This window comes from Paenibacillus sp. FSL R7-0204 (assembly GCF_038002225.1).
Taxonomy (GTDB): Bacteria; Bacillota; Bacilli; order Paenibacillales; family Paenibacillaceae; genus Paenibacillus_AQ.
Genome location: NZ_JBBOCA010000001.1, coordinates 1,054,664 through 1,077,655 on the forward strand (window position 1 = coordinate 1,054,664; position 22,992 = coordinate 1,077,655).

Consider the following 22,992-nt stretch of genomic DNA (forward strand, 5'->3'; position numbering starts at 1 on the left):
GCACGGGAGCGGTTAGAATGAATATGAAGAGGTTAATCTTAAAGAACAGAGTGGAGGAGGGAATATATGAACATCAAGCGCTATATGATAAAAGACACCAGTGAAACACGCCTGAAGGACCTCGATCCTAATGAACGGGGAGACTTCAAATCCAAAGAAGAAGCCGAAGCCAAAATGGAGAAGCTGATTGAACGGCTGGTCAAACTGCAGGATATCCTTTTTGCACAGAAAAAGCATTCGCTGCTGGTTATCCTTCAAGGAATGGATTCAAGCGGTAAGGACGGAACCGTCAAACACATCTTCTCCGGCATCAATCCGCAAGGGTTCATCGTAACCAGCTTCAAGAAGCCCTCACTGGAGGAGGAAGCACACGATTTCCTGTGGAGAGTCCATATGAAGACCCCGCCCAAAGGCTATATTGCCGCATTCAACCGTTCGCATTATGAGGATGTGCTGGTGCCCCGCGTGCATGGCAGTCTTAGCAAGGAGGATGCCAAGCGGCGGTTCCGCTACATCCGCCAGTTCGAGGAGATGCTGGCGGAAGAGGGAACGACAGTTATTAAGCTCTTTCTGCATATCTCCAAGGAGAAGCAGCTCGAGAAGATTAAGGAGCGGCTTGAAGATCCGGCGAAGCACTGGAAATTCGATGCCAGTGATCTGCAGGAACGCGAATACTGGGACGATTATCAAAAGGCGTATGAGGATGTTTTTCAGGAGAGCAGTATAGATAAAGCTCCTTGGTACTGGATTCCGGCGAATCACCGCTGGTACCGCAACTATCTGGCCCTCAAGATTGTAGTCAAAACGCTGGAGGGGCTTGACCTGAGCTACCCGAAGCTGAATACACCGACGCCTGATATCTCTCAGCTGATCTCACCGCGTCACTGATGCATACACAGGTAAGGGAATTACATTCCTGCAGCGTCTTCCAGGCCATTATTCAGCAAGGCGGAATCGCGGACTTCCTTGCCGTTTGCACTGCTTTGGCTGATTAGCTCGGAGACGGTTACGAACTCATACCCCTGGCTGCGCAGCTTATCAATAATCTGAGGCAGGGCTTCATGCGTTTGTTTGCAGGAGTCGCTGGCATGCAGCAGCACAATATCTCCGGGATGGGCTTTGCGCGTTACACGGTTAACGATGTTATCCACACCTATGTTCTTCCAGTCCAGTGAGTCCGTGTCCCATTGAATGACTTTATAGCCGAGATCGGTCGCCACCTGCAGGACTCTTTTGTCAAAATCACCATTAGGCATTCTGATCAGGTTGGGCTGAGAACCGGTTAACTCCGTCAATACTGAATGGGCCGTACTGATCTGCGTGCGGATTTCATCATTGCTTAAGGTACTGTAGTTCACATGCTTGTGACCGTGGCTGCCAATCTCGAACCCGGCGTCTTTGATGCTTGTAACGATCTCAGGATGGGTTTTGCTCCAAGGTGAGGACAGGAAGAAAGTCGCTTTATCCACCTTTTTGTCTTCCAGCACCTTCAGAATCGGCTCAGGCCGTTTCTCTCCCCAACTGATATCGAAGGTTAAGGCGATCAGCTTCTTTTCCGTCGGCACACTGTAAATGGCAGAAGGGGCAGCTTCAGAGAATACGGTAATATTGCCCCTCTCCACATAGACAACGCCGGCGGTAAGAAGCGCAGCAGCAAAAATGTACAGGAACCGTTTGATCTTTTTGCCGCTAAATACATAAAAAGAATTCATAATGTCAGCGCTCCTCTCCCATGCGAAATGCTTGTTTGTTCTAAATGTATGCTCGTACAGGGCGCTTATGACCTCAGATATGAATCATTCCATACGAATTGCAATCCGGCAGAATCTAAATCAGGAGGTACGCATGTTATCTTTTAATACATTTATCAAGGATCTAAGGACAATTCGCACCGCGCTCCTAATGGCCACAATTCTATTCATAGCCGGGGGATTCTTGGGGTGGATCGGTACAGGAAGTCTTCAGCAGCTGCTGAATGAACAATTAAAGGGAATCAGTAAGATTAGCGGGAACCTCAGAGAGTCGTCCAATCCGCAGTGGAGCTTTTTTGTATTCATTTTTCTGAACAATAGCATCAAAAGCGTAGTCATCATTTATCTCGGTGCCTTATTCGGTCTCTTGCCGGCATTCTTCCTGCTCATCAACGGTGCGGTTATCGGCTATCTGATTCATTTGTCCGCGATACAGGGACAGGATCTGTTCACGCTGATTGTAAAAGGACTGCTGCCGCACGGCATCATTGAGATTCCGGCCATCATCATTGCCTGCGCCTTTGGGCTGAAGTTCGGCAGTAAGGTGCTCTCTGCACTCTTTGGATCGATGAGGCGGAGCGGGGAAGGGGCAATGAATTGGCAGGCCTTTATGCGGCAGACCTTCACCGCTTCGGTCTGGATTGTGATTCTGTTATTTGTGGCAGCAATCATCGAGAGCACAATTACATTTTGGCTTTTATCATAAAATCTTGGGGAATTGTGCATAACAGTAAAGCCGAAACAATTGGATCTGCTGCCAGGTTGAATAAAGAGAGTCCATAAATGGAATTTTCTTATGATAATGGTTATAGGTTCAATACTCCGGTTAATTTAGTGTAAGCACTTCAATAGAGCTTCCCACATCAAATGGCTTTTTTGATTGAGATGAAACGGCGTTTGATGGTTTTGGATAACTATGAATTTCATGAAGGAGGCCAAGCATATGCTCGGAATGTTATTCAATGAGAAGGAATGCAAGGAGCTGGACTATGTTTTGCGCAAAGAGCTGGATGAGATGCTACTGGATATGAGTGATCAGCGTTTAGATCAGAACATTAGGCATGCGATTGCCAATCGATATAAAACAGTTTTCCGTATGTATGCAAGATTTGCTCCACAGAAAGAGCTGTCTAAGTATGCATGGGGTGGACGTTCTTCTCAGTTCAAGCACTAGGCTGAAGCAGGCTGATAACCGGAATAAATAAAATGAATGAAATAGCTTGACGAAAAGGGAGCCGACATGATACATTATATCTCGCGCTCCTTTTGAATGTTTAAAGAGAAGACGCGGGCAAGAAATAATGAAAAATAACTTTTTCAAAAAAAAGCTTGCCAAACCATGAAACACTATGATATATTATGAAGGTCGCCGCTGAGATGCGGTGAAGAGCTAAAACGAGGCATTGATCTTTGAAAACTGAACAACGAGTGAGTGGGAAATCACTTCGGTGAGATCCAAATTAGAGAATGTAACAATTCTCGTCAGATGTTTCAAAATGAGCAATCGCTCTTTCTAAATACCAATTTGGAGAGTTTGATCCTGGCTCAGGACGAACGCTGGCGGCATGCCTAATACATGCAAGTCGAGCGGAGTCTGAGAGGAAGCTTGCTTCCTTTCAGATTTAGCGGCGGACGGGTGAGTAACACGTAGGCAACCTGCCCTCAAGCCTGGGATAACTACCGGAAACGGTAGCTAATACCGGATAATTTCTTTTTTCTCCTGAGGAGAGAATGAAAGGCGGAGCAATCTGCTGCTTGGGGATGGGCCTGCGGCGCATTAGCTAGTTGGTGGGGTAACGGCCCACCAAGGCGACGATGCGTAGCCGACCTGAGAGGGTGAACGGCCACACTGGGACTGAGACACGGCCCAGACTCCTACGGGAGGCAGCAGTAGGGAATCTTCCGCAATGGGCGCAAGCCTGACGGAGCAATGCCGCGTGAGTGATGAAGGTTTTCGGATCGTAAAGCTCTGTTGCCAGGGAAGAACGTCCGGTAGAGTAACTGCTGCCGGAGTGACGGTACCTGAGAAGAAAGCCCCGGCTAACTACGTGCCAGCAGCCGCGGTAATACGTAGGGGGCAAGCGTTGTCCGGAATTATTGGGCGTAAAGCGCGCGCAGGCGGTTATTTAAGTCTGGTGTTTAAACCTTGGGCTCAACCTGAGGTCGCACTGGAAACTGGGTGACTTGAGTACAGAAGAGGAAAGTGGAATTCCACGTGTAGCGGTGAAATGCGTAGATATGTGGAGGAACACCAGTGGCGAAGGCGACTTTCTGGGCTGTAACTGACGCTGAGGCGCGAAAGCGTGGGGAGCAAACAGGATTAGATACCCTGGTAGTCCACGCCGTAAACGATGAGTGCTAGGTGTTAGGGGTTTCGATACCCTTGGTGCCGAAGTTAACACAGTAAGCACTCCGCCTGGGGAGTACGGTCGCAAGACTGAAACTCAAAGGAATTGACGGGGACCCGCACAAGCAGTGGAGTATGTGGTTTAATTCGAAGCAACGCGAAGAACCTTACCAGGTCTTGACATCCAACTAACGAAGCAGAGATGCATCAGGTGCCCTTCGGGGAAAGTTGAGACAGGTGGTGCATGGTTGTCGTCAGCTCGTGTCGTGAGATGTTGGGTTAAGTCCCGCAACGAGCGCAACCCTTGACTTTAGTTGCCAGCAGGTGAAGCTGGGCACTCTAGAGTGACTGCCGGTGACAAACCGGAGGAAGGTGGGGATGACGTCAAATCATCATGCCCCTTATGACCTGGGCTACACACGTACTACAATGGCCGGTACAACGGGAAGCGAAGCCGCGAGGTGGAGCCAATCCCAGCAAAGCCGGTCTCAGTTCGGATTGCAGGCTGCAACTCGCCTGCATGAAGTCGGAATTGCTAGTAATCGCGGATCAGCATGCCGCGGTGAATACGTTCCCGGGTCTTGTACACACCGCCCGTCACACCACGAGAGTTTACAACACCCGAAGTCGGTGGGGTAACCCGCAAGGGAGCCAGCCGCCGAAGGTGGGGTAGATGATTGGGGTGAAGTCGTAACAAGGTAGCCGTATCGGAAGGTGCGGCTGGATCACCTCCTTTCTATGGAGAATCGTCTTCTGCAATGAAGACATTCAAATCGGAAGCTTCGCTTCCACAATAGAACCTTCGGGTTCGGACACTCACTCGTGTTCAGTTTTGAAAGAGCAAGTCTCTTTCGTATGCGTTTGGTGGCGATAGCGGAGGGGTTCCACACGTACCCATCCCGAACACGACCGTTAAGCCCTCCAGCGCCGATGGTACTTGGACCGAAGGGTCCTGGGAGAGTAGGACGCCGCCAAGCGAACAATCAATTCATTGATTGCTTCACAACTGTAAGTTTTGTTATATGGGCTTTTAGCTCAGTTGGTTAGAGCGCACCTCTGATAAGGGTGAGGTCGGTGGTTCGAGTCCACCAAGGCCCACCATATAACAATCTTGAATTGAATAGCAAGTACCGGGGTCCCCAGACAGTAATCGGGATTAACCTCGAAGCTACACCTCGCTTTTTGGGGTGATTATATGGGGCCATAGCTCAGCTGGGAGAGCGCCTGCCTTGCAAGCAGGAGGTCAGCGGTTCGATCCCGCTTGGCTCCACCAATCATTATTTACAAGAGTATATGCAAGAACTTGATCCTTGAAAACTGGATACCGAAACGAATTTGCGTTTTAGAACATTCCTTTAAGCTGAACTTGTGTAAACAAGTTTCAATATTTTAGTGATGCTAAGTGAAGGTTTTTGATTGTGCAAACAAGCAAAACACCGGAACGTTGGTTAAGCTATTAAGAGCACACGGAGGATGCCTAGGCGCCAGGAGCCGACGAAGGACGTGGCGAACAACGAAACTGCCTCGGGGAGCTGTAAGCAAGCTTTGATCCGGGGGTGTCCGAATGGGGAAACCCAGCTGTGGTAATTCGCAGTTACTCGTATCTGAATACATAGGATACGCAGAGGCAGACCAGGGGAACTGAAACATCTAAGTACCCTGAGGAAGAGAAAACAATAGTGATTCCGTCAGTAGCGGCGAGCGAACGCGGAACAGCCTAAACCAAGGGGCTTGCCTCTTGGGGTTGTGGGACGTCTCACATGGAGTTACAAAGGAATATGGTAGGCGAAGAGGTCTGGAAAGGCCCGCGATAGAGGTAAAAGCCCTGTAGCCTAAACTGTGTTCTCTCCGAGACGGATCCCGAGTAGTGCGGGGCACGTGAAACCCCGTATGAATCCAGCAGGACCATCTGCTAAGGCTAAATACTACCTGGCGACCGATAGTGAAACAGTACCGTGAGGGAAAGGTGAAAAGCACCCCGGAAGGGGAGTGAAATAGAACCTGAAACCGTGTGCTTACAAAAAGTCAGAGCCCTCTTTATGGGTGATGGCGTGCCTTTTGTAGAATGAACCGGCGAGTTACGTTTAACATGCAAGGTTAAGGTGAGAAGCCGGAGCCGCAGCGAAAGCGAGTCTGAATAGGGCGACTAAGTATGTGGACGTAGACCCGAAACCGTGTGATCTACCCCTGTCCAGGGTGAAGGTGCGGTAACACGCACTGGAGGCCCGAACCCACGCATGTTGAAAAATGCGGGGATGAGGTGGGGGTAGCGGAGAAATTCCAATCGAACTCGGAGATAGCTGGTTCTCCCCGAAATAGCTTTAGGGCTAGCCTCGGTGAATGGAGTGGTGGAGGTAGAGCACTGATTGGGTGCGGGGCCCGCAAGGGTTACCAAGCTCAGTCAAACTCCGAATGCCATTAACTTCTTGCCGGGAGTCAGACAGTGAGTGCTAAGATCCATTGTCAAAAGGGAAACAGCCCAGACCATCAGCTAAGGTCCCCAAGTGTGTGTTAAGTGGGAAAGGATGTGGAGTTGCACAGACAACCAGGATGTTGGCTTAGAAGCAGCCACCATTGAAAGAGTGCGTAATAGCTCACTGGTCGAGTGACTCTGCGCCGAAAATGTAACGGGGCTAAACACACCACCGAAGCTATGGCTAGATGCGTTGCATCTGGGGTAGGGGAGCGTTGTATATACGTTGAAGGTGTACCGTAAGGAGCGCTGGAGAGTATACAAGTGAGAATGCCGGTATGAGTAACGAAAAGATCAGTGAGAATCTGATCCGCCGAAAGCCCAAGGTTTCCTGAGGAAGGCTCGTCCGCTCAGGGTAAGTCGGGACCTAAGGCGAGGCCGAAAGGCGTAGTCGAAGGACAACAGTTTGAAATTACTGTACCACCGTAATCCGCTATGAGCGATGGGGTGACGCAGGAGGGTAGTGACGCGGACTGATGGATGTCCGTCTAAGCAGTGAGGCTGGTGTGTAGGCAAATCCGCACATCGTAAGGCTGGGCTGTAATGGGGAGCGAAAATTATAGTAGCGAAGGTCATGATCTCACACTGCCAAGAAAAGCCTCTAGTCAGGAGAAGGTGCCCGTACCGCAAACCGACACAGGTAGGCGAGAAGAGAATTCTAAGGCGCGCGGAAGAACTCTCGTTAAGGAACTCGGCAAAATGACCCCGTAACTTCGGGAGAAGGGGTGCCTCGGTAGGGTGAATAGCCCGAGGGGGCCGCAGTGAAAAGGCCCAAGCGACTGTTTAGCAAAAACACAGGTCTGTGCGAAGCCGCAAGGCGAAGTATACGGGCTGACGCCTGCCCGGTGCTGGAAGGTTAAGGGGAGCGGTTAGGAGCAATCCGAAGCTGTGAACCGAAGCCCCAGTAAACGGCGGCCGTAACTATAACGGTCCTAAGGTAGCGAAATTCCTTGTCAGGTAAATTCTGACCCGCACGAATGGCGTAACGACTTGGGCGCTGTCTCAACGAGAGATCCGGTGAAATTTTAATACCTGTGAAGATGCAGGTTACCCGCGACAAGACGGAAAGACCCCATGGAGCTTTACTGCAGCTTGATATTGAATTTGGGTACGATCTGTACAGGATAGGTGGGAGCCGTGGAGGCAGGAGCGCAAGCTTCTGCGGAGGCGCCGTTGGGATACCACCCTGATCGTATCTAGGTTCTAACCTAGTGCCCTCATCGGGTACGGGGACCGTGTCAGGCGGGCAGTTTGACTGGGGCGGTCGCCTCCTAAAGAGTAACGGAGGCGTTCAAAGGTTCCCTCAGAATGGTTGGAAATCATTCGCAGAGTGCAAAGGCATAAGGGAGCTTGACTGCGAGACCTACAAGTCGAGCAGGGACGAAAGTCGGACTTAGTGATCCGGTGGTACCGCATGGAAGGGCCATCGCTCAACGGATAAAAGCTACCCTGGGGATAACAGGCTTATCTCCCCCAAGAGTCCACATCGACGGGGAGGTTTGGCACCTCGATGTCGGCTCATCGCATCCTGGGGCTGAAGTAGGTCCCAAGGGTTGGGCTGTTCGCCCATTAAAGCGGTACGCGAGCTGGGTTCAGAACGTCGTGAGACAGTTCGGTCCCTATCTGTCGTGGGCGCAGGAAATTTGAGAGGAGCTGTCCTTAGTACGAGAGGACCGGGATGGACGTACCGCTGGTGCATCAGTTGTTCCGCCAGGAGCATGGCTGAGTAGCTACGTACGGACGGGATAAGCGCTGAAAGCATCTAAGCGTGAAGCCCCCCTCAAGATGAGATTTCCCAGTATGTAAGACCCCTTGAAGACGACGAGGTAGATAGGTTGGAGGTGGAAGTGCAGCAATGCATGGAGCTGACCAATACTAATCGGTCGAGGGCTTATCCAAATTTCTAACAACGCAGATTCGTTTCGGATTCAGTTTTCAGGAATTAAATTCCTGAAGCATTTACGCTGTAAATGCCCGTTTGGTGGCGATAGCGGAGGGGTTCCACACGTACCCATCCCGAACACGACCGTTAAGCCCTCCAGCGCCGATGGTACTTGGACCGAAGGGTCCTGGGAGAGTAGGACGTTGCCAAGCGGACAATATTCCCTGATAGCTCAGTTGGTAGAGCACTCGACTGTTAATCGAGTTGTCACAGGTTCGAGTCCTGTTCGGGGAGCCATGCTCTCATAGCTCAGCAGGTAGAGTGCTTCCATGGTAAGGAAGAGGTCACCGGTTCGAATCCGGTTGAGAGCTCCACAAATTTACTAAGGCCCGTTGGTCAAGGGGTTAAGACACCTCCCTTTCACGGAGGTAACATGGGTTCGAATCCCATACGGGTCACCATTTTATGGGATGAGAATTCCCAGGGTTCGTTGAAGCATAAACATCGTAAGGAATACTTCGCAATCTCGTAATGGAGTGAAGAGTATCCCATACGGGTCACCATTATTAATTAGTACCCTTATTAGTCACCATACCTATGGAGGCTTAGCTCAGCTGGGAGAGCATCTGCCTTACAAGCAGAGGGTCGGGGGTTCGAACCCCTCAGCCTCCACCATAATGTTCTTGATATTTGAGGGAGATTGTGGGCATTATATAGGTATCTATTGTAGGGGATTCGCCAAGTGGTAAGGCAACGGACTCTGACTCCGTCATCATAGGTTCGAATCCTATATCCCCTGCCAAATATGAGCCATTAGCTCAGTTGGTAGAGCACCTGACTTTTAATCAGGGTGTCGAAGGTTCGAGTCCTTCATGGCTCACTTTTATTGATTCATGCGCGTGTGGCGGAATGGCAGACGCACCAGACTTAGGATCTGGCGTCGTAAGACGTGGGGGTTCAAGTCCCTTCACGCGCACCAATTATTTGCGGACGTGGCTCAGCGGTAGAGCATCGCCTTGCCAAGGCGAGGGTCGCGGGTTCGATTCCCGTCGTCCGCTCCAATATTTTTTGCGCCCTTAGCTCAGCTGGATAGAGCGTTTGACTACGAATCAAAAGGCCGGGAGTTCGAATCTCTCAGGGCGCGCCACTATTCTTTCGAATAGTAACTTGTATTAACGGGATGTAGCTCAGCTTGGTAGAGCACCTGGTTTGGGACCAGGGGGTCGCATGTTCAAATCGTGTCATCCCGATATTTCATTTCACCTGTGCGGGTGTAGTTCAATGGTAGAACTTCAGCCTTCCAAGCTGATAGCGTGGGTTCGATTCCCATCACCCGCTCCATAATAATCTAATAGTTTCGGGATGTAGCTCAGCTTGGTAGAGCACCTGGTTTGGGACCAGGGGGTCGCATGTTCAAATCGTGTCATCCCGATCGAACAGCTTATGGCTGGCAATGAACTCTTACTGCGGTAAGAGTTTTTTGTTGCGTTATTAAAGGAACGTATGTTCCTTTAATCGTCTAAAAAAAAGACAACCTCAGCCGGGATGCCGATCCTTGCATAATAGCTCTGTAGGGATTCATCCTGCTCGATGGCAGTGCCGATTGATAGCAGCTTAACTGCAAATAGGTTAGCCTGCCGCTCCAGCTTGCCTGGAGAGAAGTAAGAATTCTCCTCCAGAAAGAAACGGTTGACCCCTTTGTGCAAACGGTCATGCGCGAGTTCATGGGCGCATACGAACCGTTGCCACTCCAGCGGCAGCTGGTTATGAATGACGATGAACCGTCTTCTTAGCTTACGGTAGTAGAGGCCCTTGGTGCCGTCACCCAGATGCATAAACCGGATGTGAATCCCGAGTGCTTCAGCCAGTTCGAAAGGGCTGCTGGTATTGTATTTTTTGACCAAACGCTTGATTAGCTCATCCATATTCTTCACCCGCAGCATGTTAATAGTAGTTGGATTGCCTGGTACTTACTCTTTACCTGGATGGTGCTTGGGCTTGGTCCGCTTGTTCATCTGCTTCGCCTCCCAGAACAGGCCGGTTAATACGTCCTTGATCCGCTGTTTATCTTCCTTGTTCAGGGGAATCCCGTCAAACATCAGCTCACCGTCATCCTCCAGCATTTGGCGGAAGTCCCGCTTATCCTTGCTGGTGGCCCAGGCAGGGACAGCGCCCTCTGTACTGCTTCCAGTCTCGGTTAAATAACCGGCATGTCCCATCAGTTCCTCGTAAGACACATCGGTCGCTTCAGCAATCTTACGCAGTGTAGCTGGCTTGGGGACACCCCGTAATCCATTCTCGATCCGTGAAATTTGGGCTCCACTGATACCGGCAAGCGCTGCCAGCTGATTAATGGTCAGTCCCTTTCCTTCCCGAAGCTGTCTCAGATAGTATCCGAATTCCTCTGCCATCGATAACCACTCCTTATCCCTAATCACCTAAAAAGCTGTTGTACTAACTATAAGCTATTTATGCCAATAGGTAAACAATAAAGAGTCTATTATTGCCAAAAGGTAAGAATAGGCATGAATATAGCTTGTTTATGCTCCAAAACGGGCTTAAATGAGATTTTACTGAATTGGGAGTTAAGTGGTATATTATCAAAAAAAGCGAACACTATGCGAACAAGTAGAATTTTAACACATTTGGCCGGAAAGGTCCGCAACAAAGTTCTTAAATCTGTATAACATCTAAGGAGTGGTATAAATGATGATGATTCTATCTTCGCTGCCTGAGCTTGACCGCCGCCGGACTCAGGTCACTATAGAGAATATGCTGGAGAAGTACCGGATTTTCAAATCTGTAACGTTCGAGGCTAGAGAGGCTGGGATTACTTATTCCTATACGGAACGGTTCCATGGCGCTACCCATACGGTTACCGATCAGACAGCAGCCATTGCCACGCATAATGTAGATGTGCCTGCTGCAAGACGCGCATACTGTGCTCTAATCGATTCAGTTGTAGAGCGGCTTACCCAGAGGGAACAACAACTGGTGCGTGAGAGGTACATGCGCAGAGAGGAGAGCTATGACTACACTATCTATAATCATGTGTTCGATCCTCCGGTGAGCAAGGATACTTATGTGAAAATAAGATCGAAGGCGTTCTATAAGATGGCGCTGGCGCTCGCCGATCTGCAGCTGTTGTCTCTGGCTACGCTCATGAAGACCCCGTCTGGAGGGAATGGATCTAAGGCGCCGAAATCCTTTTGACAACTTGCAGCTACCATATGTAATTGAGATGGCCGTATTGCCCGCTGGGGTGATGCGGCTTTTTTGTTGAACGGGGAAGAAGAGCGGGTCCGCCTTTTACCATCCCTTTTACCACCGGAAGTTATCGTTAACTCCTCTGTAATAGCGCCTGCGCAAGGTCTCAGGGGGGCTATGATTATAACATGGCAAATGAAGCAGAAGGACACCGCAGGAGCATGAATGCTCCACATCATCGAAGCCTAAGCAGGCTGGCAGATAAGCGCGGTGAAAGCTCCTTCGGTCATTGCCGGGTACAAGACGGTCCTATTCTTCCAATCGAATCCGCGGGTGACTTCAAGAAAGGCAGGAGGGGTTACTACATCTAATCATGAGAGGAATGAAATCATGACGGTACAACAGCTAAGGGGAAATATCACTGCTGCGCTGGTGCAGTTTTTCCCGGATATTCCTGTCTATGTGGAAGGGGATAAGCCGCAGTCAGCCTACTTCAGGCTGGAACTGCTCTCGGCAACCTACGATAGGCAGCGTGAAGGCAGATACATGGCGATCTACCGCTTCGGTATCCGCTATGAGCAAGGAAGTCTGCTGGACGCAGAGGCTATGGCTGACGGGCTCTGTGAGGCGCTGGACACAAGAGAAAGTGTTAATCCCGCTTATCGGGTGGTGCGCCAATCCTGGGTGGCCGGAGCAGAGGGACGGGGGGCGCTGTTCACCGTGGACTATATGCTCTATCTCCAGAAGCAGAAGCAGCCGGAGGAAGAGGCAGAGCTGATGGGACACTTCACAGAAGGGACGCGGCTGAAATGAGTTCTAAGGAAATGACGGCAATTGAGCGGGAACGAGCCAGCGGGGGGCCGGATGCTTTTGGAAAGAAGCAGATGATGAACTCCGCTCTGTTTGCGCCGCGGGAAAAGGATGTACTGGAGGTAGTTCTGCAAGAGGACGGGAGCTATACCTTGGAAGAGGCTAAGCATTTAATGGAGCTGTATCTAAATAAGGAGGTTATCTAATGGCTGGAGGAACATGGACAACACAAAACAAGGTGCGTCCGGGGGTATACGTAAATGTGGCCTCGAACAGCATTGTGGCAGGTAAAATGGGGGAACGCGGTACGGCTGCTTTGGCGCTTGCACTGCCTTGGGGGCCTGCGGGCGTCATTCTGAAGCTTACGGCTCAGGATGATTTCCAGCACAAGCTGGGCTACGATCTGACGGCTGCAGAGCTGCTGCCGGTGAGAGAGGTACTGAAGCGGGCGGGCACTCTGCTGCTCTACCGTCTGAATCAGGGCGTGAAGGCTGCTGTGACCAATAACGGAGTTCAGGCGACTGCGCTGTATGGCGGGGAACGCGGGAATGCGCTTAAGGTAGTGATCGAGAAAAATATCGATGACGCTACTAAGTTCGATGTCCGGACGCTGCTTGATGGTAGTGAGGTGGACAAGCAGACGGTAAGTGCTGCTGCCGGTCTGGCTGCGAATGCTTATGTGGAATTTAAACCGAATGATTCTGGCGCGCTGACGGTGACCGCTGGACTGCCGCTGGCAGGCGGGGCGAATGGTACGGTCACGAATGCGGAGCATAGTGCGTTCTTGTCGGCGCTGGGGGTTCAGGATTTCCAGACGGTAGGTCTGGTATCGCAGGATAACACGCTGAAGTCACTGTATAGTGCCTATGTGAAGCGTCTGCGTAATACGGAAGGCAAAAAGGTGCAGGCGGTCTTGTCCGATTACGCTACGGCTGATCATGAAGGCATTATCAGTGTGGCGAACGGCGTCATTTTGAGTGATGGAACGGTAGTGGATAAAGCGCATGCCGTGGCTTGGGTTGCAGGTGCTACTGCCGCTGCTGCGGTGAACGAATCCCTGACTTATCAGGCCTATGACGATGCTGTAGATGCGGATGTGCGTTTCAGCCATTCCGAGACCGTAGAAGCACTTACAGACGGAGAGCTGCTGTTCACCTATAGCGGAGGCCGTGCAGTAGTGGAGCAGGACATTAACACGTTCACTTCCTTCTCCACAGACAAAGGCAAGGCCTTCTCCAAGAACCGCGTGCTGCGCGTGCTGGATGGGATCGCTGGTGATTTGAAGCGGATTTTCGAGAGCTACTTTATTGGCAAATTGCCTAATAATGAGGACGGGCGCGCGCTCTTCTGGTCGCAGTGCGTCACTTATATGAATGATCTGCAGAACCTCGGGGCGATTGAGAACTTCAATGCGCAAAGCGACATTGTGGTGACTCCCGGAGCGGACAGTGACAGCGTGGTGCTGGAGGTAGCTGTGAAGCCGGTAGATTCCGTAGAAAAAGTATATATGAAAGTGAAGGTGGTCTGAGATGACATTCTTGAGAGCCAGTGATACGCTGTCCGGCCAGGAGGGCCGGGCGTATGCCATGATTAACGGACAGACGGAAGAGATGTTCTATGTCAAAACCCTGGAAGCCACTGTTGAGAAGCAGAAGGCGGAAGTGAAGACGCTGGGACGCCGAGGGGTGCAGCATAAGGCGACCGGCTGGTCGGGCAGCGGTACGATGACAATTTTTTATATGACGAGCCGTTTCCGCCAGATGATGCTGGAGTACATGAAGACAGGGATTGACCAATACTTCAGCATTAACGTGACCAATGAAGATCCGTCCTCAACCGTGGGCGCCCAGCGCATCATGCTGAAGGATGTCAACCTGGACAGTGTCATTATGGCTTCGCTGGATACGGAGTCGGATGCGCTGGAGGAAGAGGTTGCTTTTACCTTCGAGGATGTGGAATTGGTGCAGCCTTTCGCGGCTCCGGCGAATTCCGGCCAATAAAGCATAAGCGGGCTATCCGCAGGTTGTATAAAGAGTATATGACTGAATAGGTTCGGGGGCTCCCGCAAAGTATCTGGAGGATCATTGAAACCATTGCTGCGCTGTGCGGCGGTATTCTGCGGCGGGCCTCTTCGCTGCCCTAACACAATAAGAATCCGGGAGGAACAACATGAGTGAATTAAGTTTGTTTTTTGCGCAAAATGCGGCTTGTGATACCACAGAGGAATTCGCGGTCTCGCTGCGGTTCAAGGACAAGGAAGGTAACCCTGCCGTCTGGAAGCTGCGCAGTATGAATGAGGAAGAGAACCAGGAATGCCGCAAGGCGGCTACCCGTAAGGTCAAAGGAAAGAACGGCACCTACACTACGGACATTGATCCCAATGAATATATGGCGAAGCTGATGACAGCAAGCATTGTGCATCCGGATCTGAAGAATACAGAGCTTCAACGCTCCTACGGGGTGATGGGCGCCGAATCGCTGCTGCGCAAAATGCTGCTGCCCGGAGAATTCGCTGCGCTTGGAGAACGGGTACAGGCCCTGAATGGCTTCGCCACAGACATGAATGAGCTGGTAGATGACGTAAAAAACTAATTAACGAGGGCGATGGTGAGGCTAATCTGGCCTACTACGCCCTCCATGAGCTGCATATTCTCCCGCATGAGCTGATGAAGCTCTCCGTCCGCGAACGCGCGGCGATCTATGCCATGATCTCTGTACGCGTTGACAAGGAAAAGCGGGAGCGCGCGCGGAGCAAGGGGAAGAAGCGATGAAGGGGGTGAAAGAATGGAAATTACAAGTACAGCGCTGGTTCCCGTAACTGCACTAACCGTCTGGCAAAATGTAAACTCACAGTGGGACAGGCTGAACCAGAATTTTAATCGGGCCAGCCACTCGCTTAGTGGTCTGCAGCAGATCCTGGAGCGGGTGTATGAAGAGAAGAACAAGTCTTTCATGGAAGGGTTCATGCAGTCTCAGGATGCGGCCAGACGACTGTCGGAGGAAGGTGCTTCGTCACGATCCCGCCGCTCTGCTGGAGGGGCAGATGATAACGGTCCAGATGACGGCGAGGTCCGTGATGCCAAAAACGGGTTCATGGGTAAAGTCCAAAAAATAATGAAGGCGCTGGATGTCAGCGGGTTTGAGTTAATCACATACGTGGGTGAAAAAGCAGTAGGGTATATTTTGGACAAGAAGAAGGAAAAGGCGGAAGACAAGGAAAAAGAAAAGGCTGAGAAGGAGAAAAAGGCAGCGGAGCCCGGATTTCTCTCTAAAGCAAAGGATTCCTTAGGAGCACTGGACCTTGGGAGCGTATTTGATAAGGTCAAAGAACTGGGCACCAAGGCAGTAGTAGCCAATGCTTCTGACGAAGATAAGGCGAAATGGGGCAAGCTGCAGGGCAACATGGATAACGCAGTTGAATTGATGGGGCAAAAAGCGATCGTTGCGCTGCGTCCGATTCTGGATACCTTGAACAATGCGTTTCAGTCTGAAGGAATGACTACGGCTCTAAATCTGATCGCGAATGGCTTCTTGGTCATTGCTACGGTGATTAGCGAAGTGGTGGACGGCATCATGTATATGTTCACAGCATTTCAGGAGAACTGGGATGTTGTAGGTCCGATCCTTGCGGCCATTGCTATTGTCTTCATAGCGGCGATGATTGTGCAGTTGTATAGTCTTGCTGCCGCGTGGCTTGTAGGCATGTGGCCAATCCTTTTAATAGTTGCTGCTGTAGCATTGCTTATTTACATTTTGCAGCAAGCGGGAGTATCCGTAGACGCGGTAGTGGCTTTTATCGGGGGAGCATTTGGCTGGCTGAGGGCAACCATAGAGAATTTTGTAATCGGTCTGTACAATAACTTCGTCTCCTTTGCAGACTTCTTCCGTAACTTGTTTATTGATCCGACATATGCGGTGCAAAAGCTATTTTATGACCTGGCTACGAACTTCCTGGGCTTCATGTATCAAATGGCATTAGGTGTTGAAAGCTTTGCAGGCGGGTTCGTCAAAGCCATAGCTGAGGGTATAAACTTCGTGCTTAAAGGAGTTCAAACGCTGGCAGGGTGGTTAAGCAAAGTTCCAGGCTTTGAATTCTTGGCTGATTTCAAGCCTAACTTCCTGGAGACGGAGAACCCGCATGTCTTCAGTGATATGATCAAGAACGTTCAAGGGACACTGGTAGAACCTAAATCGACTAAGGATGTATACAATACTCCGAAGAAGGAATTCGTAGATGCCTCCAAGAGTGTGGAGGAATACACGACCAAAGCAAATAATCTCAAAAATAAATTAAATGAAAAGCTGGGTCCGACAAAGCAAAAGGAGGATACTTCTCCAAATACTGCCCAGACCGCTGCCACGAACATGAATAATATCGGCAAGGTGGGCGAGGTAGGCAAAATCAGAGAAAAGGTCGATGTCTCCAGCGATGATCTGGATATGCTGCGGGAGCTGGCGGAGATTCAGGCGATTCAGAATTTTGTCGAGCTGACGCCAACAGTGCAGGTAACAACCGGAAATATTAATAATTCTGGGGATATTGACTCCATTATCACGAAGATTGGGCAAAAGCTGAAAGAGGAGTTCGTCTCTACGGCGCAGGGGGTGTACACGTAACATGGAGGAGTATGGATTCTATCTTAGCTTCAATAATTATGAAGAGGTGATCCGGCTTCCGGTGAACCCCGAGACGCTGGAGATCAAGGAGATTGGCGACAGCAAAAGCTATACGATTGTGGATTTTGGCGAAATCAATGCGATTGCTTATCCGAAGCTGACGGAGATTACGATTGAGAGTATGTTCCCGGCACAGTATTATCCGTTCGTGGTGTATTCCGGTGAGAATGCCGGCAAGCTGCTGAAGCCCTATGAGTATGTAGAGCTGATCCGCAAATGGATGCTCAGCCGCAGGCCGGTCCGGTTTGTTTTCTCAGGGCTGAAATCGGCGAACGTGCAGAATACGCAGACCCCAGACTGGCTGAAGCAGGCCAGGGCACAGGCGCAGCAGGCTTTTACCGGGGATATTGGCATTAATATGGCGGTCAGTATTGAGAACTTCTCCTGGAAGCTGAGTGCGGGGTCCTCGGGGGATATCGATTATACACTTGGACTCAAAAAGTATGTGTTCTATCAGGCTCTAGCTGTGAAGGTGGGCAGCACCGGTGAAGTGAAGAAGCAGCAGAAACGGGCAAGCGAGAAGGCAGCACCCGCTACCTATACGCTCAAAGCCGGGGATACGCTCTGGTCGGTGGCCCAAAAGCTGCTCGGTGACGGCAGTAAATCCAAAACGCTGCAAAAGCTTAACCATATCTCGGACAGCGAACTGAAGAAGCTCAAAATTGGCCGAGTGATCAAGCTGTCTTAGGAGGCCGTGGCGATGGAATTAATCGTAATTAATAAGGAAGGCGCCATCTGGAATATTGCCGGAATCGTGACGGATATCACGTGGAAAACAACCCGGACCGGCAAGCCTGCGACGCTTGAGCTTACGCTGGTGGACAGCGGTATGTATCAGCATAAGAAGTTCGCGATCAGCAACGGGGATATTGTGCAGTTCCGCAGAGATGGGGTCGATGTATTCTACGGCTTCGTCTTCAGCATCGACACGGGTGCGAATCAGGAGATCAAGCTGACGGCCTACGATCAGATCCGCTATCTGCTGGGCAATGGCAGTTATGTGCTTCAGGACGTTACTGCGGCTGAGGTCATCAGCACCATTGCCAAAGACCGCGGCTTGCGGCTTGGATTACTGGAACCGGCTGAGTACAAGATCCCCTCGCTGATCGAAGACGGCAAGAAGCTGCTCGATATTATTATGGGGGCGGTCGGGAGTGAGCTGCAGTATAAGGGGAAGCTGATGGCCTTCTATGATGATTTTGGCAAGCTGACGCTGCGCAGTCCGCAGTCCATGCTGCTGAAGGTGATTCTGGGGGCAGGTCATTACCTGTATGATTATTCGCTGAAAAGAAGCATCGACGATAATACGTACAATACGATTCTGCTCTACCAGGACAACGAAAAGACCGGCAAACGCGAGTTCTATCCGGTCACAGATAAAGAAAATGTAAAGCGCTGGGGTATCCTGCATCTCTACCAGAAGGCGGACGATAATGCCAATGCTGCGCAGATTCAGGAAAAGGCAGGCAATCTGCTCAAGCAGCATAACCGTGAGAAGGTCAGTCTCTCCGTGCAGGCTATTGGCGATATACGGGTGAGGGCGGGGAACTTCATCTATGTGCTGCTGGATGAATTCCAGACGCAGCTGTTCCTGGTGGATCAATGCAGCCATAAAATTTCCGGAGGGGAGCATACGATGTCCCTAGACATTAAGGTGGTGTAGACAACATGCTCGATATTATTAAACAGGCAAGCCTCGGGGCCGTATCGAATACGAATCCGGTGGCTTTTTCTTATGGGACGGTGGTTCTGGCACAACCGCTGCAGATTCAGGTGGAGCAGCGGCTGCTGCTGACGGGAGCCGCACTGGTTGTGGTGGAATCCGTGATGGAGAGCAAGGCTGTGATCGAAGGCCGGGAGATCCTGCTGCGGCGTGGACTTGAAGCAGGAGACCGCGTGCTGCTCGTGCGGATGCAAGGCGGACAGAGTTATATTGTCCTCGATCGGCTGGTGGACCTATGATTCCGGCAATAGGCAGATCCGGTCCGGTGACGGGAGCGCTGGAAGGGAATGTGACCGCTCCGGGGAATGCCCCGAGCCTGACCTACCGGATGGACTGGGAGCGCGGGCGGATCGGCGGGCGGGTAGACGGGCTGGAAGCGGTGAAGCAGGCAGCAATCAAGGTGCTGCAGACCAGCCGTTATGAACACCTGATCTATAGCGCGGACTACGGAACGGAGTGGAAGCAGGTGCTGGGCCAGGACAGGCTGCTGGCCCGGCCGGAGCTGCGCCGCCTGATCAGCGATGCGCTGCTGCAGGATGAGCGGATTCAGGCGCTTGAGGATGTGGAGATTCTTTTTGAAGGAGATACGGTTAGCTTCAGCTGTACGGCTGTCACAGTATACGGTGATTTGGAGCTTAGAAAGGAGGGGATGGCCAGTGTATGAGGATCAGACGTACGAGGCTCTGCTGGAACGCATGTTGGATCGTGTGCCAGAGGGGCTGGATAAGCGCGAGGGAAGTATTATCTATGATGCGCTTGCGCCGGCGGCGGCTGAAATGGCCCAGATGTATCTGGAGCTTGAGGTCAGCAATAATCTGTTCTTCCCGGATACGGCGGACGGCGAATATCTGGAACGAACCATTGCCTGGACGGGACTGAAGCGTCATCCGGCAGGCAAAGCGCAGCTTGGCGCGAGGTTCTATACCAGCGGCGAACAGCCTCTGGACATTCCGCTGGGCAGCCGTTTCTCCCTGGGACTGCTTCATTATGTTGCGGCGGAGAAGCTGGCTCCCGGGACGTACCGCCTGGAGAGCGAGACGGCCGGGGCTGAGGGGAATCAGTATTCTGGCGCGCTGCTGCCGATTGATTATATCCCTGGACTTGCGCGGGGGGAGGTTACGGGCCTGCTGGTTCCCGGCACGGATGCGGAGACGGATGAAGCGCTGCGGCAGCGGTACTTCGATTCGGCCCGGCGGCCTGCAACGAGCGGCAATAAATATCATTATATGGAGTGGGCGCAGCAGATTCAGGGCGTAGGGGGAGCGCGAGTCTTCCCGCTGTGGGCCGGACCGAAGACGGTCAAGGTGGTCATTGTGAACGCGGAGCATCAGCCCGCCTCCCCGCTGCTGGTCTCCCAGGTGCAGCAGTTCATTGATCCTGCACCGGGTCTTGGCGAGGGCCAGGCTCCGGTGGGAGCGGTGGTGACCGTGGAATCGGCCACTGGCAAGGTGGTTGATGTCTCAGCTAAGGTTACGCTGGCAGCCGGCTATGCGTTGCAGCCGATTATTCAAGCTTTTACGGCGCTCCTGGAGAAGTATCGTAAGGAGAAGGCTTTTGCCGCTACCTATATCAGTCAATCGGTCATTGGCGCATTGCTGCTGAATACGGAGGGCGTAGTGGACTATAGCTTACTTAAGCTGAACGGCGGAACGGCAAATATCCCTCTGCTGGAGACAGAAGTGCCGCTGTTCGGCAATGTCGTACTGGAGGTGTAGGCATGGGATATCCGGAGCAAATCGATGTCTTTCAAGATAAGCTGAACAAAAAGGCAAACGGCGGCAGTCATGTTGTTGAGGAGAAGCTTCGGCTTAATAATGGTGTATTCAGCGGACTGCTGGCCCACGACAATATTAATAATCTGACGCTGGCCGTGTACACAGGCTCCCGCTTCAGCGGGACAGAGGTGCGGAATTACTCGGTCTCTTTCCCGGACGAGGCTCCTTGGCGGCGGCTCATTAACATCTATGCGGATGTGCCTGAAGTCTATGTGACTTACGAGACACCGGGAGACACTGTGGAAGCGGATGATGTGAACCAGTTACAGGGCGGGCTTATGGCTACGCAGCGTGAACTGGAGCGGTATAAACAGGCCGGTCTGATTGACGGCGGATCTTTTAGAAGAGAGGTGTAATATGGCACAGACCATTCAGGTCAAACGCGGTACCCGGGCCGAGCTGTCCACTTACGGGATGCTGAAGGCGGGCGAAATGGGCTTCTGTACAGATACGAAGGAGGTCTATATCGGAGACGGTTCATCTAACTCCATGGTGGGCCGGGCCTTGTCCGGTCCTGAAGCTTCGCGTCCTGCGGCAGCCTCGGCGGGGCGTCTGTACCTTGTGAGCAGCGGGAGTAACAACGGGTATTTGTATTTCGATGACGGGACCGCCTGGCGGCGGGTTAATGCGCAGAAATTAACAGATGTGAGCGGTACGGTGGACGATATCGCTGACGGCTCGACATATGCCAAGGTACTCAGGGCGGATGTTACAGCAGGACACCCCAATAAAGTGTCGGACGGCACGAATTCGAAGAGCGCTGCAGAAATTGCAACGCATCTTAACGATGCCGCGAAGCATAGGATGATCAACGATGGCGGTTCGACGATTACAGATCTGTGGTCCGCACAAAAAATCAAAAACGAAATCGAGCTGGCCAAGCATAATATTGAGCCGCAGGCTTCGGTGAAGGATCAGCACCTGACGGCTCCGCCAGGAAGTCCCGTGGAAGCTGACCGGTATATTATTCCTTCCGGTGCTACCGGTGTCTGGGCGGGTAAAACCAATCAGATTGCAGAATATGCCGCAGGTAGCTGGGCTTATTATGTTCCGGCTGTCGGCTGGACAGCCTACGTGGACGATGAGCAGAAAATCTACAGCTGGAACGGGAGCGCCTGGGTGCGGACGGGCGGCGCGCTACAGACGATCACGGCTGGGAATGGTCTTACCGGCGGCGGGCAGGCGGATAGTGTCACGCTGACCGTCGGGGCAGGCAATGGGATCATTGTCGGCTCAACCAGTGTTGCGGCCAAGCCGGGTAAGGGAATTCTGGTAAACTCGACTGGCATCGAGGTCAACATTGACGGATCGAGTATCGTCTACGATTCCGCCAATGGCAACCAGCTCACAGTAAGCACTATCGATGGCGGAACATTCTAGGAGGCGGTGACCATGGCACGGAAGACATTGATTCAAATCCGCCGCGGCCTGGAGAGTGCGCTGGGTACGCTTGCCGCAGGCGAGCTGGGCTACTGCACAGATAGCGGCAAGTTGTTCATCGGCAGCGGCAGCAGCAATATGCTGCTGGCGGCAGGCCAAAGCACAGGCGATATGCTGAAAAGCATCTACGACACGAATAACAACGGCAAGGTCGATTATGCCCAGGCTGCGGATACAGTTCCCTGGTCAGGTGTAGACGGCAAGCCTGCTGTATTCGCTCCGGCTGCACATACCCATGATTATCTGCCCAAAGGCCCGCTGACCTGGAATCAGCTGAAGGGGGTGTAGCTGTGGCTTATGGAGACAGTATCTATGGCCTTGTGGCGTATTCGGCAGATGGTGTGACAGGAGAGGGGCCGGAGATTACCGCTCCCAATCTGATGAAATACCTGCCCGATTATTATCAGGGCGTGCCTGAGATGAAGGCTGTGCAGGCCAGCGCAGGTAGAGCCTGCGGTGAAGCGGCTTACGCCATGGCCGACAGTGACGATCAGAAGACGCTGGAGTCGGCGACGTGGGGGCTGGCCCGCTGGGAGCGGATGCTGGGACTGGCCTCAGATCCGAACAAGTCCTACGCCACCCGGCGGGAGATGATCAAGGCCAAGCTGCGGGGCAGCGGCACGACGACACCGGAGATGATCCGGCGGACGGCGTCCGCTTTTTCCGGGGGAGATGTGGAGGTCGTGGAGGTGCCCGGAGCGTATAGCTTCGAGGTCCGATTCGTCGGCACACTGGGTATCCCGGCCAATATGGCAGGGCTGATTCAGATCATGGAAGAGATTAAGCCGGCACATCTGGACTATAGCTTCGTGTACAGCTACACCTGGTGGGATTCCTTGAAGTCCCTCACCTGGAACGGTGCGCACAGCAAGACCTGGAACGAACTAAGAGTATATGAATAGGAGTG

The 22,992-nt window shown here is 52.0% G+C and carries 22 protein-coding genes, 14 tRNA genes and 4 rRNA genes; 37 read left to right on the plus strand and 3 right to left on the minus strand.

Features of this window, described 5'->3' with window-relative positions; all coding sequences use genetic code 11:
* Positions 1 to 66 precede the first annotated feature (66 nt).
* The gene (locus MKX42_RS04785; protein ID WP_340751532.1) at positions 67 to 888 is read left to right on the plus strand and encodes a PPK2 family polyphosphate kinase; all 822 of its coding nucleotides are present in this window, start codon (positions 67 to 69) and stop codon (positions 886 to 888) included.
* Between the two features lie 20 nt (positions 889 to 908).
* On the opposite strand, the gene pdaB is transcribed toward MKX42_RS04785, so the two are convergent.
* Positions 909 to 1,712: a polysaccharide deacetylase family sporulation protein PdaB gene (pdaB, locus tag MKX42_RS04790; RefSeq protein ID WP_340751533.1), complete on the minus strand. Its 804-nt coding sequence runs from the start codon at positions 1,710 to 1,712 to the stop codon at positions 909 to 911.
* A 133-nt stretch (positions 1,713 to 1,845) separates the two neighbouring features.
* Between pdaB and MKX42_RS04795 the strand changes: the two genes are divergently transcribed.
* From MKX42_RS04795 to MKX42_RS04890, 20 genes are all read left to right on the plus strand, one after another.
* The gene (locus tag MKX42_RS04795) at positions 1,846 to 2,457 is read left to right on the plus strand and encodes a stage II sporulation protein M (RefSeq protein WP_340751534.1); all 612 of its coding nucleotides are present in this window, start codon (positions 1,846 to 1,848) and stop codon (positions 2,455 to 2,457) included.
* Between the two features lie 237 nt (positions 2,458 to 2,694).
* Entirely contained in the window at positions 2,695 to 2,925 is a 231-nt protein-coding gene (locus MKX42_RS04800) for a hypothetical protein (RefSeq protein ID WP_036692450.1), read from the plus strand.
* 348 nt (positions 2,926 to 3,273) lie between these two features.
* Positions 3,274 to 4,834, plus strand: a 16S ribosomal RNA gene (locus tag MKX42_RS04805).
* A gap of 124 nt (positions 4,835 to 4,958) precedes the next feature.
* Positions 4,959 to 5,075 (plus strand): 5S ribosomal RNA (rrf, locus tag MKX42_RS04810).
* Between the two features lie 47 nt (positions 5,076 to 5,122).
* A tRNA-Ile gene (locus tag MKX42_RS04815) sits at positions 5,123 to 5,199 on the plus strand.
* 96 nt (positions 5,200 to 5,295) lie between these two features.
* A tRNA-Ala gene (locus MKX42_RS04820) sits at positions 5,296 to 5,371 on the plus strand.
* A gap of 173 nt (positions 5,372 to 5,544) precedes the next feature.
* Positions 5,545 to 8,470, plus strand: a 23S ribosomal RNA gene (locus tag MKX42_RS04825).
* Positions 8,471 to 8,548: 78 nt separating this feature from the next.
* Positions 8,549 to 8,665 (plus strand): 5S ribosomal RNA (gene rrf / locus MKX42_RS04830).
* The 16S, 23S and 5S rRNA genes sit together here with 14 tRNA genes alongside, the layout of an rRNA operon.
* A 9-nt stretch (positions 8,666 to 8,674) precedes the next feature.
* Positions 8,675 to 8,750, plus strand: a tRNA-Asn gene (locus tag MKX42_RS04835).
* A 1-nt stretch (position 8,751) separates the two neighbouring features.
* A tRNA-Thr gene (locus MKX42_RS04840) sits at positions 8,752 to 8,827 on the plus strand.
* Between the two features lie 12 nt (positions 8,828 to 8,839).
* Positions 8,840 to 8,914, plus strand: a tRNA-Glu gene (locus MKX42_RS04845).
* Between the two features lie 138 nt (positions 8,915 to 9,052).
* Positions 9,053 to 9,128: transfer RNA gene (locus MKX42_RS04850), tRNA-Val, on the plus strand.
* 53 nt (positions 9,129 to 9,181) lie between these two features.
* Positions 9,182 to 9,255, plus strand: a tRNA-Gln gene (locus tag MKX42_RS04855).
* Between the two features lie 5 nt (positions 9,256 to 9,260).
* Positions 9,261 to 9,333, plus strand: a tRNA-Lys gene (locus MKX42_RS04860).
* Positions 9,334 to 9,348: 15 nt separating this feature from the next.
* A tRNA-Leu gene (locus tag MKX42_RS04865) sits at positions 9,349 to 9,432 on the plus strand.
* 7 nt (positions 9,433 to 9,439) lie between these two features.
* A tRNA-Gly gene (locus MKX42_RS04870) sits at positions 9,440 to 9,514 on the plus strand.
* A gap of 9 nt (positions 9,515 to 9,523) precedes the next feature.
* Positions 9,524 to 9,600: transfer RNA gene (locus MKX42_RS04875), tRNA-Arg, on the plus strand.
* A gap of 29 nt (positions 9,601 to 9,629) precedes the next feature.
* Positions 9,630 to 9,703 (plus strand) — tRNA-Pro (locus tag MKX42_RS04880).
* A gap of 17 nt (positions 9,704 to 9,720) precedes the next feature.
* Positions 9,721 to 9,794, plus strand: a tRNA-Gly gene (locus MKX42_RS04885).
* A 17-nt stretch (positions 9,795 to 9,811) separates the two neighbouring features.
* Positions 9,812 to 9,885 (plus strand) — tRNA-Pro (locus tag MKX42_RS04890).
* A gap of 79 nt (positions 9,886 to 9,964) precedes the next feature.
* Here the strand turns inward: MKX42_RS04890 and MKX42_RS04895 are convergent.
* On the minus strand, positions 9,965 to 10,378 hold the full coding sequence (locus MKX42_RS04895) for an ImmA/IrrE family metallo-endopeptidase (RefSeq protein ID WP_340751535.1): 414 nt from the start codon (positions 10,376 to 10,378) through the stop codon (positions 9,965 to 9,967).
* A 45-nt stretch (positions 10,379 to 10,423) separates the two neighbouring features.
* Positions 10,424 to 10,864: a helix-turn-helix domain-containing protein gene (locus tag MKX42_RS04900; RefSeq protein ID WP_340751536.1), complete on the minus strand. Its 441-nt coding sequence runs from the start codon at positions 10,862 to 10,864 to the stop codon at positions 10,424 to 10,426.
* 301 nt (positions 10,865 to 11,165) lie between these two features.
* On the opposite strand from MKX42_RS04900, the gene MKX42_RS04905 reads away from it, so the two are divergent.
* The 16 genes from MKX42_RS04905 (at position 11,166) to MKX42_RS04980 (ending at position 22,987) form a co-directional block, all read left to right on the plus strand.
* On the plus strand, positions 11,166 to 11,666 hold the full coding sequence (locus MKX42_RS04905) for an ArpU family phage packaging/lysis transcriptional regulator (RefSeq protein ID WP_445669362.1): 501 nt from the start codon (positions 11,166 to 11,168) through the stop codon (positions 11,664 to 11,666).
* Between the two features lie 384 nt (positions 11,667 to 12,050).
* A complete protein-coding gene (locus tag MKX42_RS04910; protein WP_340751537.1) occupies positions 12,051 to 12,473 on the plus strand; it encodes a phage tail terminator family protein in 423 nt (140 codons plus the stop codon).
* Positions 12,470 to 12,676: a hypothetical protein gene (locus tag MKX42_RS04915; RefSeq protein WP_340751538.1), complete on the plus strand. Its 207-nt coding sequence runs from the start codon at positions 12,470 to 12,472 to the stop codon at positions 12,674 to 12,676. Before MKX42_RS04910 ends, MKX42_RS04915 begins: the two co-directional genes overlap by 4 nt.
* The gene (locus MKX42_RS04920; protein WP_340751539.1) at positions 12,676 to 13,998 is read left to right on the plus strand and encodes a phage tail sheath family protein; all 1,323 of its coding nucleotides are present in this window, start codon (positions 12,676 to 12,678) and stop codon (positions 13,996 to 13,998) included. The genes MKX42_RS04915 and MKX42_RS04920 overlap by 1 nt, the downstream gene beginning before the upstream one ends.
* Before the next feature lies 1 nt (position 13,999).
* Positions 14,000 to 14,470 (plus strand): phage tail tube protein, encoded by a 471-nt coding sequence (locus tag MKX42_RS04925; RefSeq protein ID WP_340751540.1) that lies wholly within the window; start codon positions 14,000 to 14,002, stop codon positions 14,468 to 14,470.
* Positions 14,471 to 14,639: 169 nt separating this feature from the next.
* Positions 14,640 to 15,062, plus strand: coding sequence for a phage tail assembly chaperone (locus MKX42_RS04930; protein ID WP_036696211.1), 423 nt, complete (start codon positions 14,640 to 14,642; stop codon positions 15,060 to 15,062).
* Between the two features lie 192 nt (positions 15,063 to 15,254).
* A complete protein-coding gene (locus MKX42_RS04935; protein ID WP_340751541.1) occupies positions 15,255 to 17,087 on the plus strand; it encodes a hypothetical protein in 1,833 nt (610 codons plus the stop codon).
* A 1-nt stretch (position 17,088) separates the two neighbouring features.
* A complete protein-coding gene (locus MKX42_RS04940) occupies positions 17,089 to 17,835 on the plus strand; it encodes a LysM peptidoglycan-binding domain-containing protein (protein ID WP_340751542.1) in 747 nt (248 codons plus the stop codon).
* Positions 17,836 to 17,847: 12 nt separating this feature from the next.
* Positions 17,848 to 18,810 carry an XkdQ/YqbQ family protein gene (locus MKX42_RS04945; RefSeq protein ID WP_340751543.1) on the plus strand — a complete coding sequence of 321 codons (963 nt, stop codon included), beginning with the start codon at positions 17,848 to 17,850 and terminating at the stop codon, positions 18,808 to 18,810.
* Between the two features lie 5 nt (positions 18,811 to 18,815).
* Positions 18,816 to 19,109, plus strand: coding sequence for a DUF2577 domain-containing protein (locus MKX42_RS04950; RefSeq protein ID WP_036696221.1), 294 nt, complete (start codon positions 18,816 to 18,818; stop codon positions 19,107 to 19,109).
* Positions 19,106 to 19,534, plus strand: a complete 429-nt coding sequence (locus MKX42_RS04955) for a DUF2634 domain-containing protein (RefSeq protein WP_340751544.1) — start codon at positions 19,106 to 19,108, stop codon at positions 19,532 to 19,534. The genes MKX42_RS04950 and MKX42_RS04955 overlap by 4 nt, the downstream gene beginning before the upstream one ends.
* The gene (locus tag MKX42_RS04960; RefSeq protein ID WP_340751545.1) at positions 19,527 to 20,585 is read left to right on the plus strand and encodes a baseplate J/gp47 family protein; all 1,059 of its coding nucleotides are present in this window, start codon (positions 19,527 to 19,529) and stop codon (positions 20,583 to 20,585) included. Before MKX42_RS04955 ends, MKX42_RS04960 begins: the two co-directional genes overlap by 8 nt.
* Before the next feature lie 2 nt (positions 20,586 to 20,587).
* Positions 20,588 to 21,001, plus strand: a complete 414-nt coding sequence (locus MKX42_RS04965) for a phosphoglucomutase (protein WP_340751546.1) — start codon at positions 20,588 to 20,590, stop codon at positions 20,999 to 21,001.
* Between the two features lies 1 nt (position 21,002).
* Entirely contained in the window at positions 21,003 to 22,025 is a 1,023-nt protein-coding gene (locus MKX42_RS04970; protein WP_340751547.1) for a DUF2793 domain-containing protein, read from the plus strand.
* A 12-nt stretch (positions 22,026 to 22,037) separates the two neighbouring features.
* Complete coding sequence (locus MKX42_RS04975) at positions 22,038 to 22,373, plus strand: hyaluronate lyase N-terminal domain-containing protein (protein WP_340751548.1); 336 nt, start codon at positions 22,038 to 22,040, stop codon at positions 22,371 to 22,373.
* A 2-nt stretch (positions 22,374 to 22,375) separates the two neighbouring features.
* Positions 22,376 to 22,987 carry a YmfQ family protein gene (locus MKX42_RS04980; protein WP_340751549.1) on the plus strand — a complete coding sequence of 204 codons (612 nt, stop codon included), beginning with the start codon at positions 22,376 to 22,378 and terminating at the stop codon, positions 22,985 to 22,987.
* Positions 22,988 to 22,992: the final 5 nt, after the last annotated feature.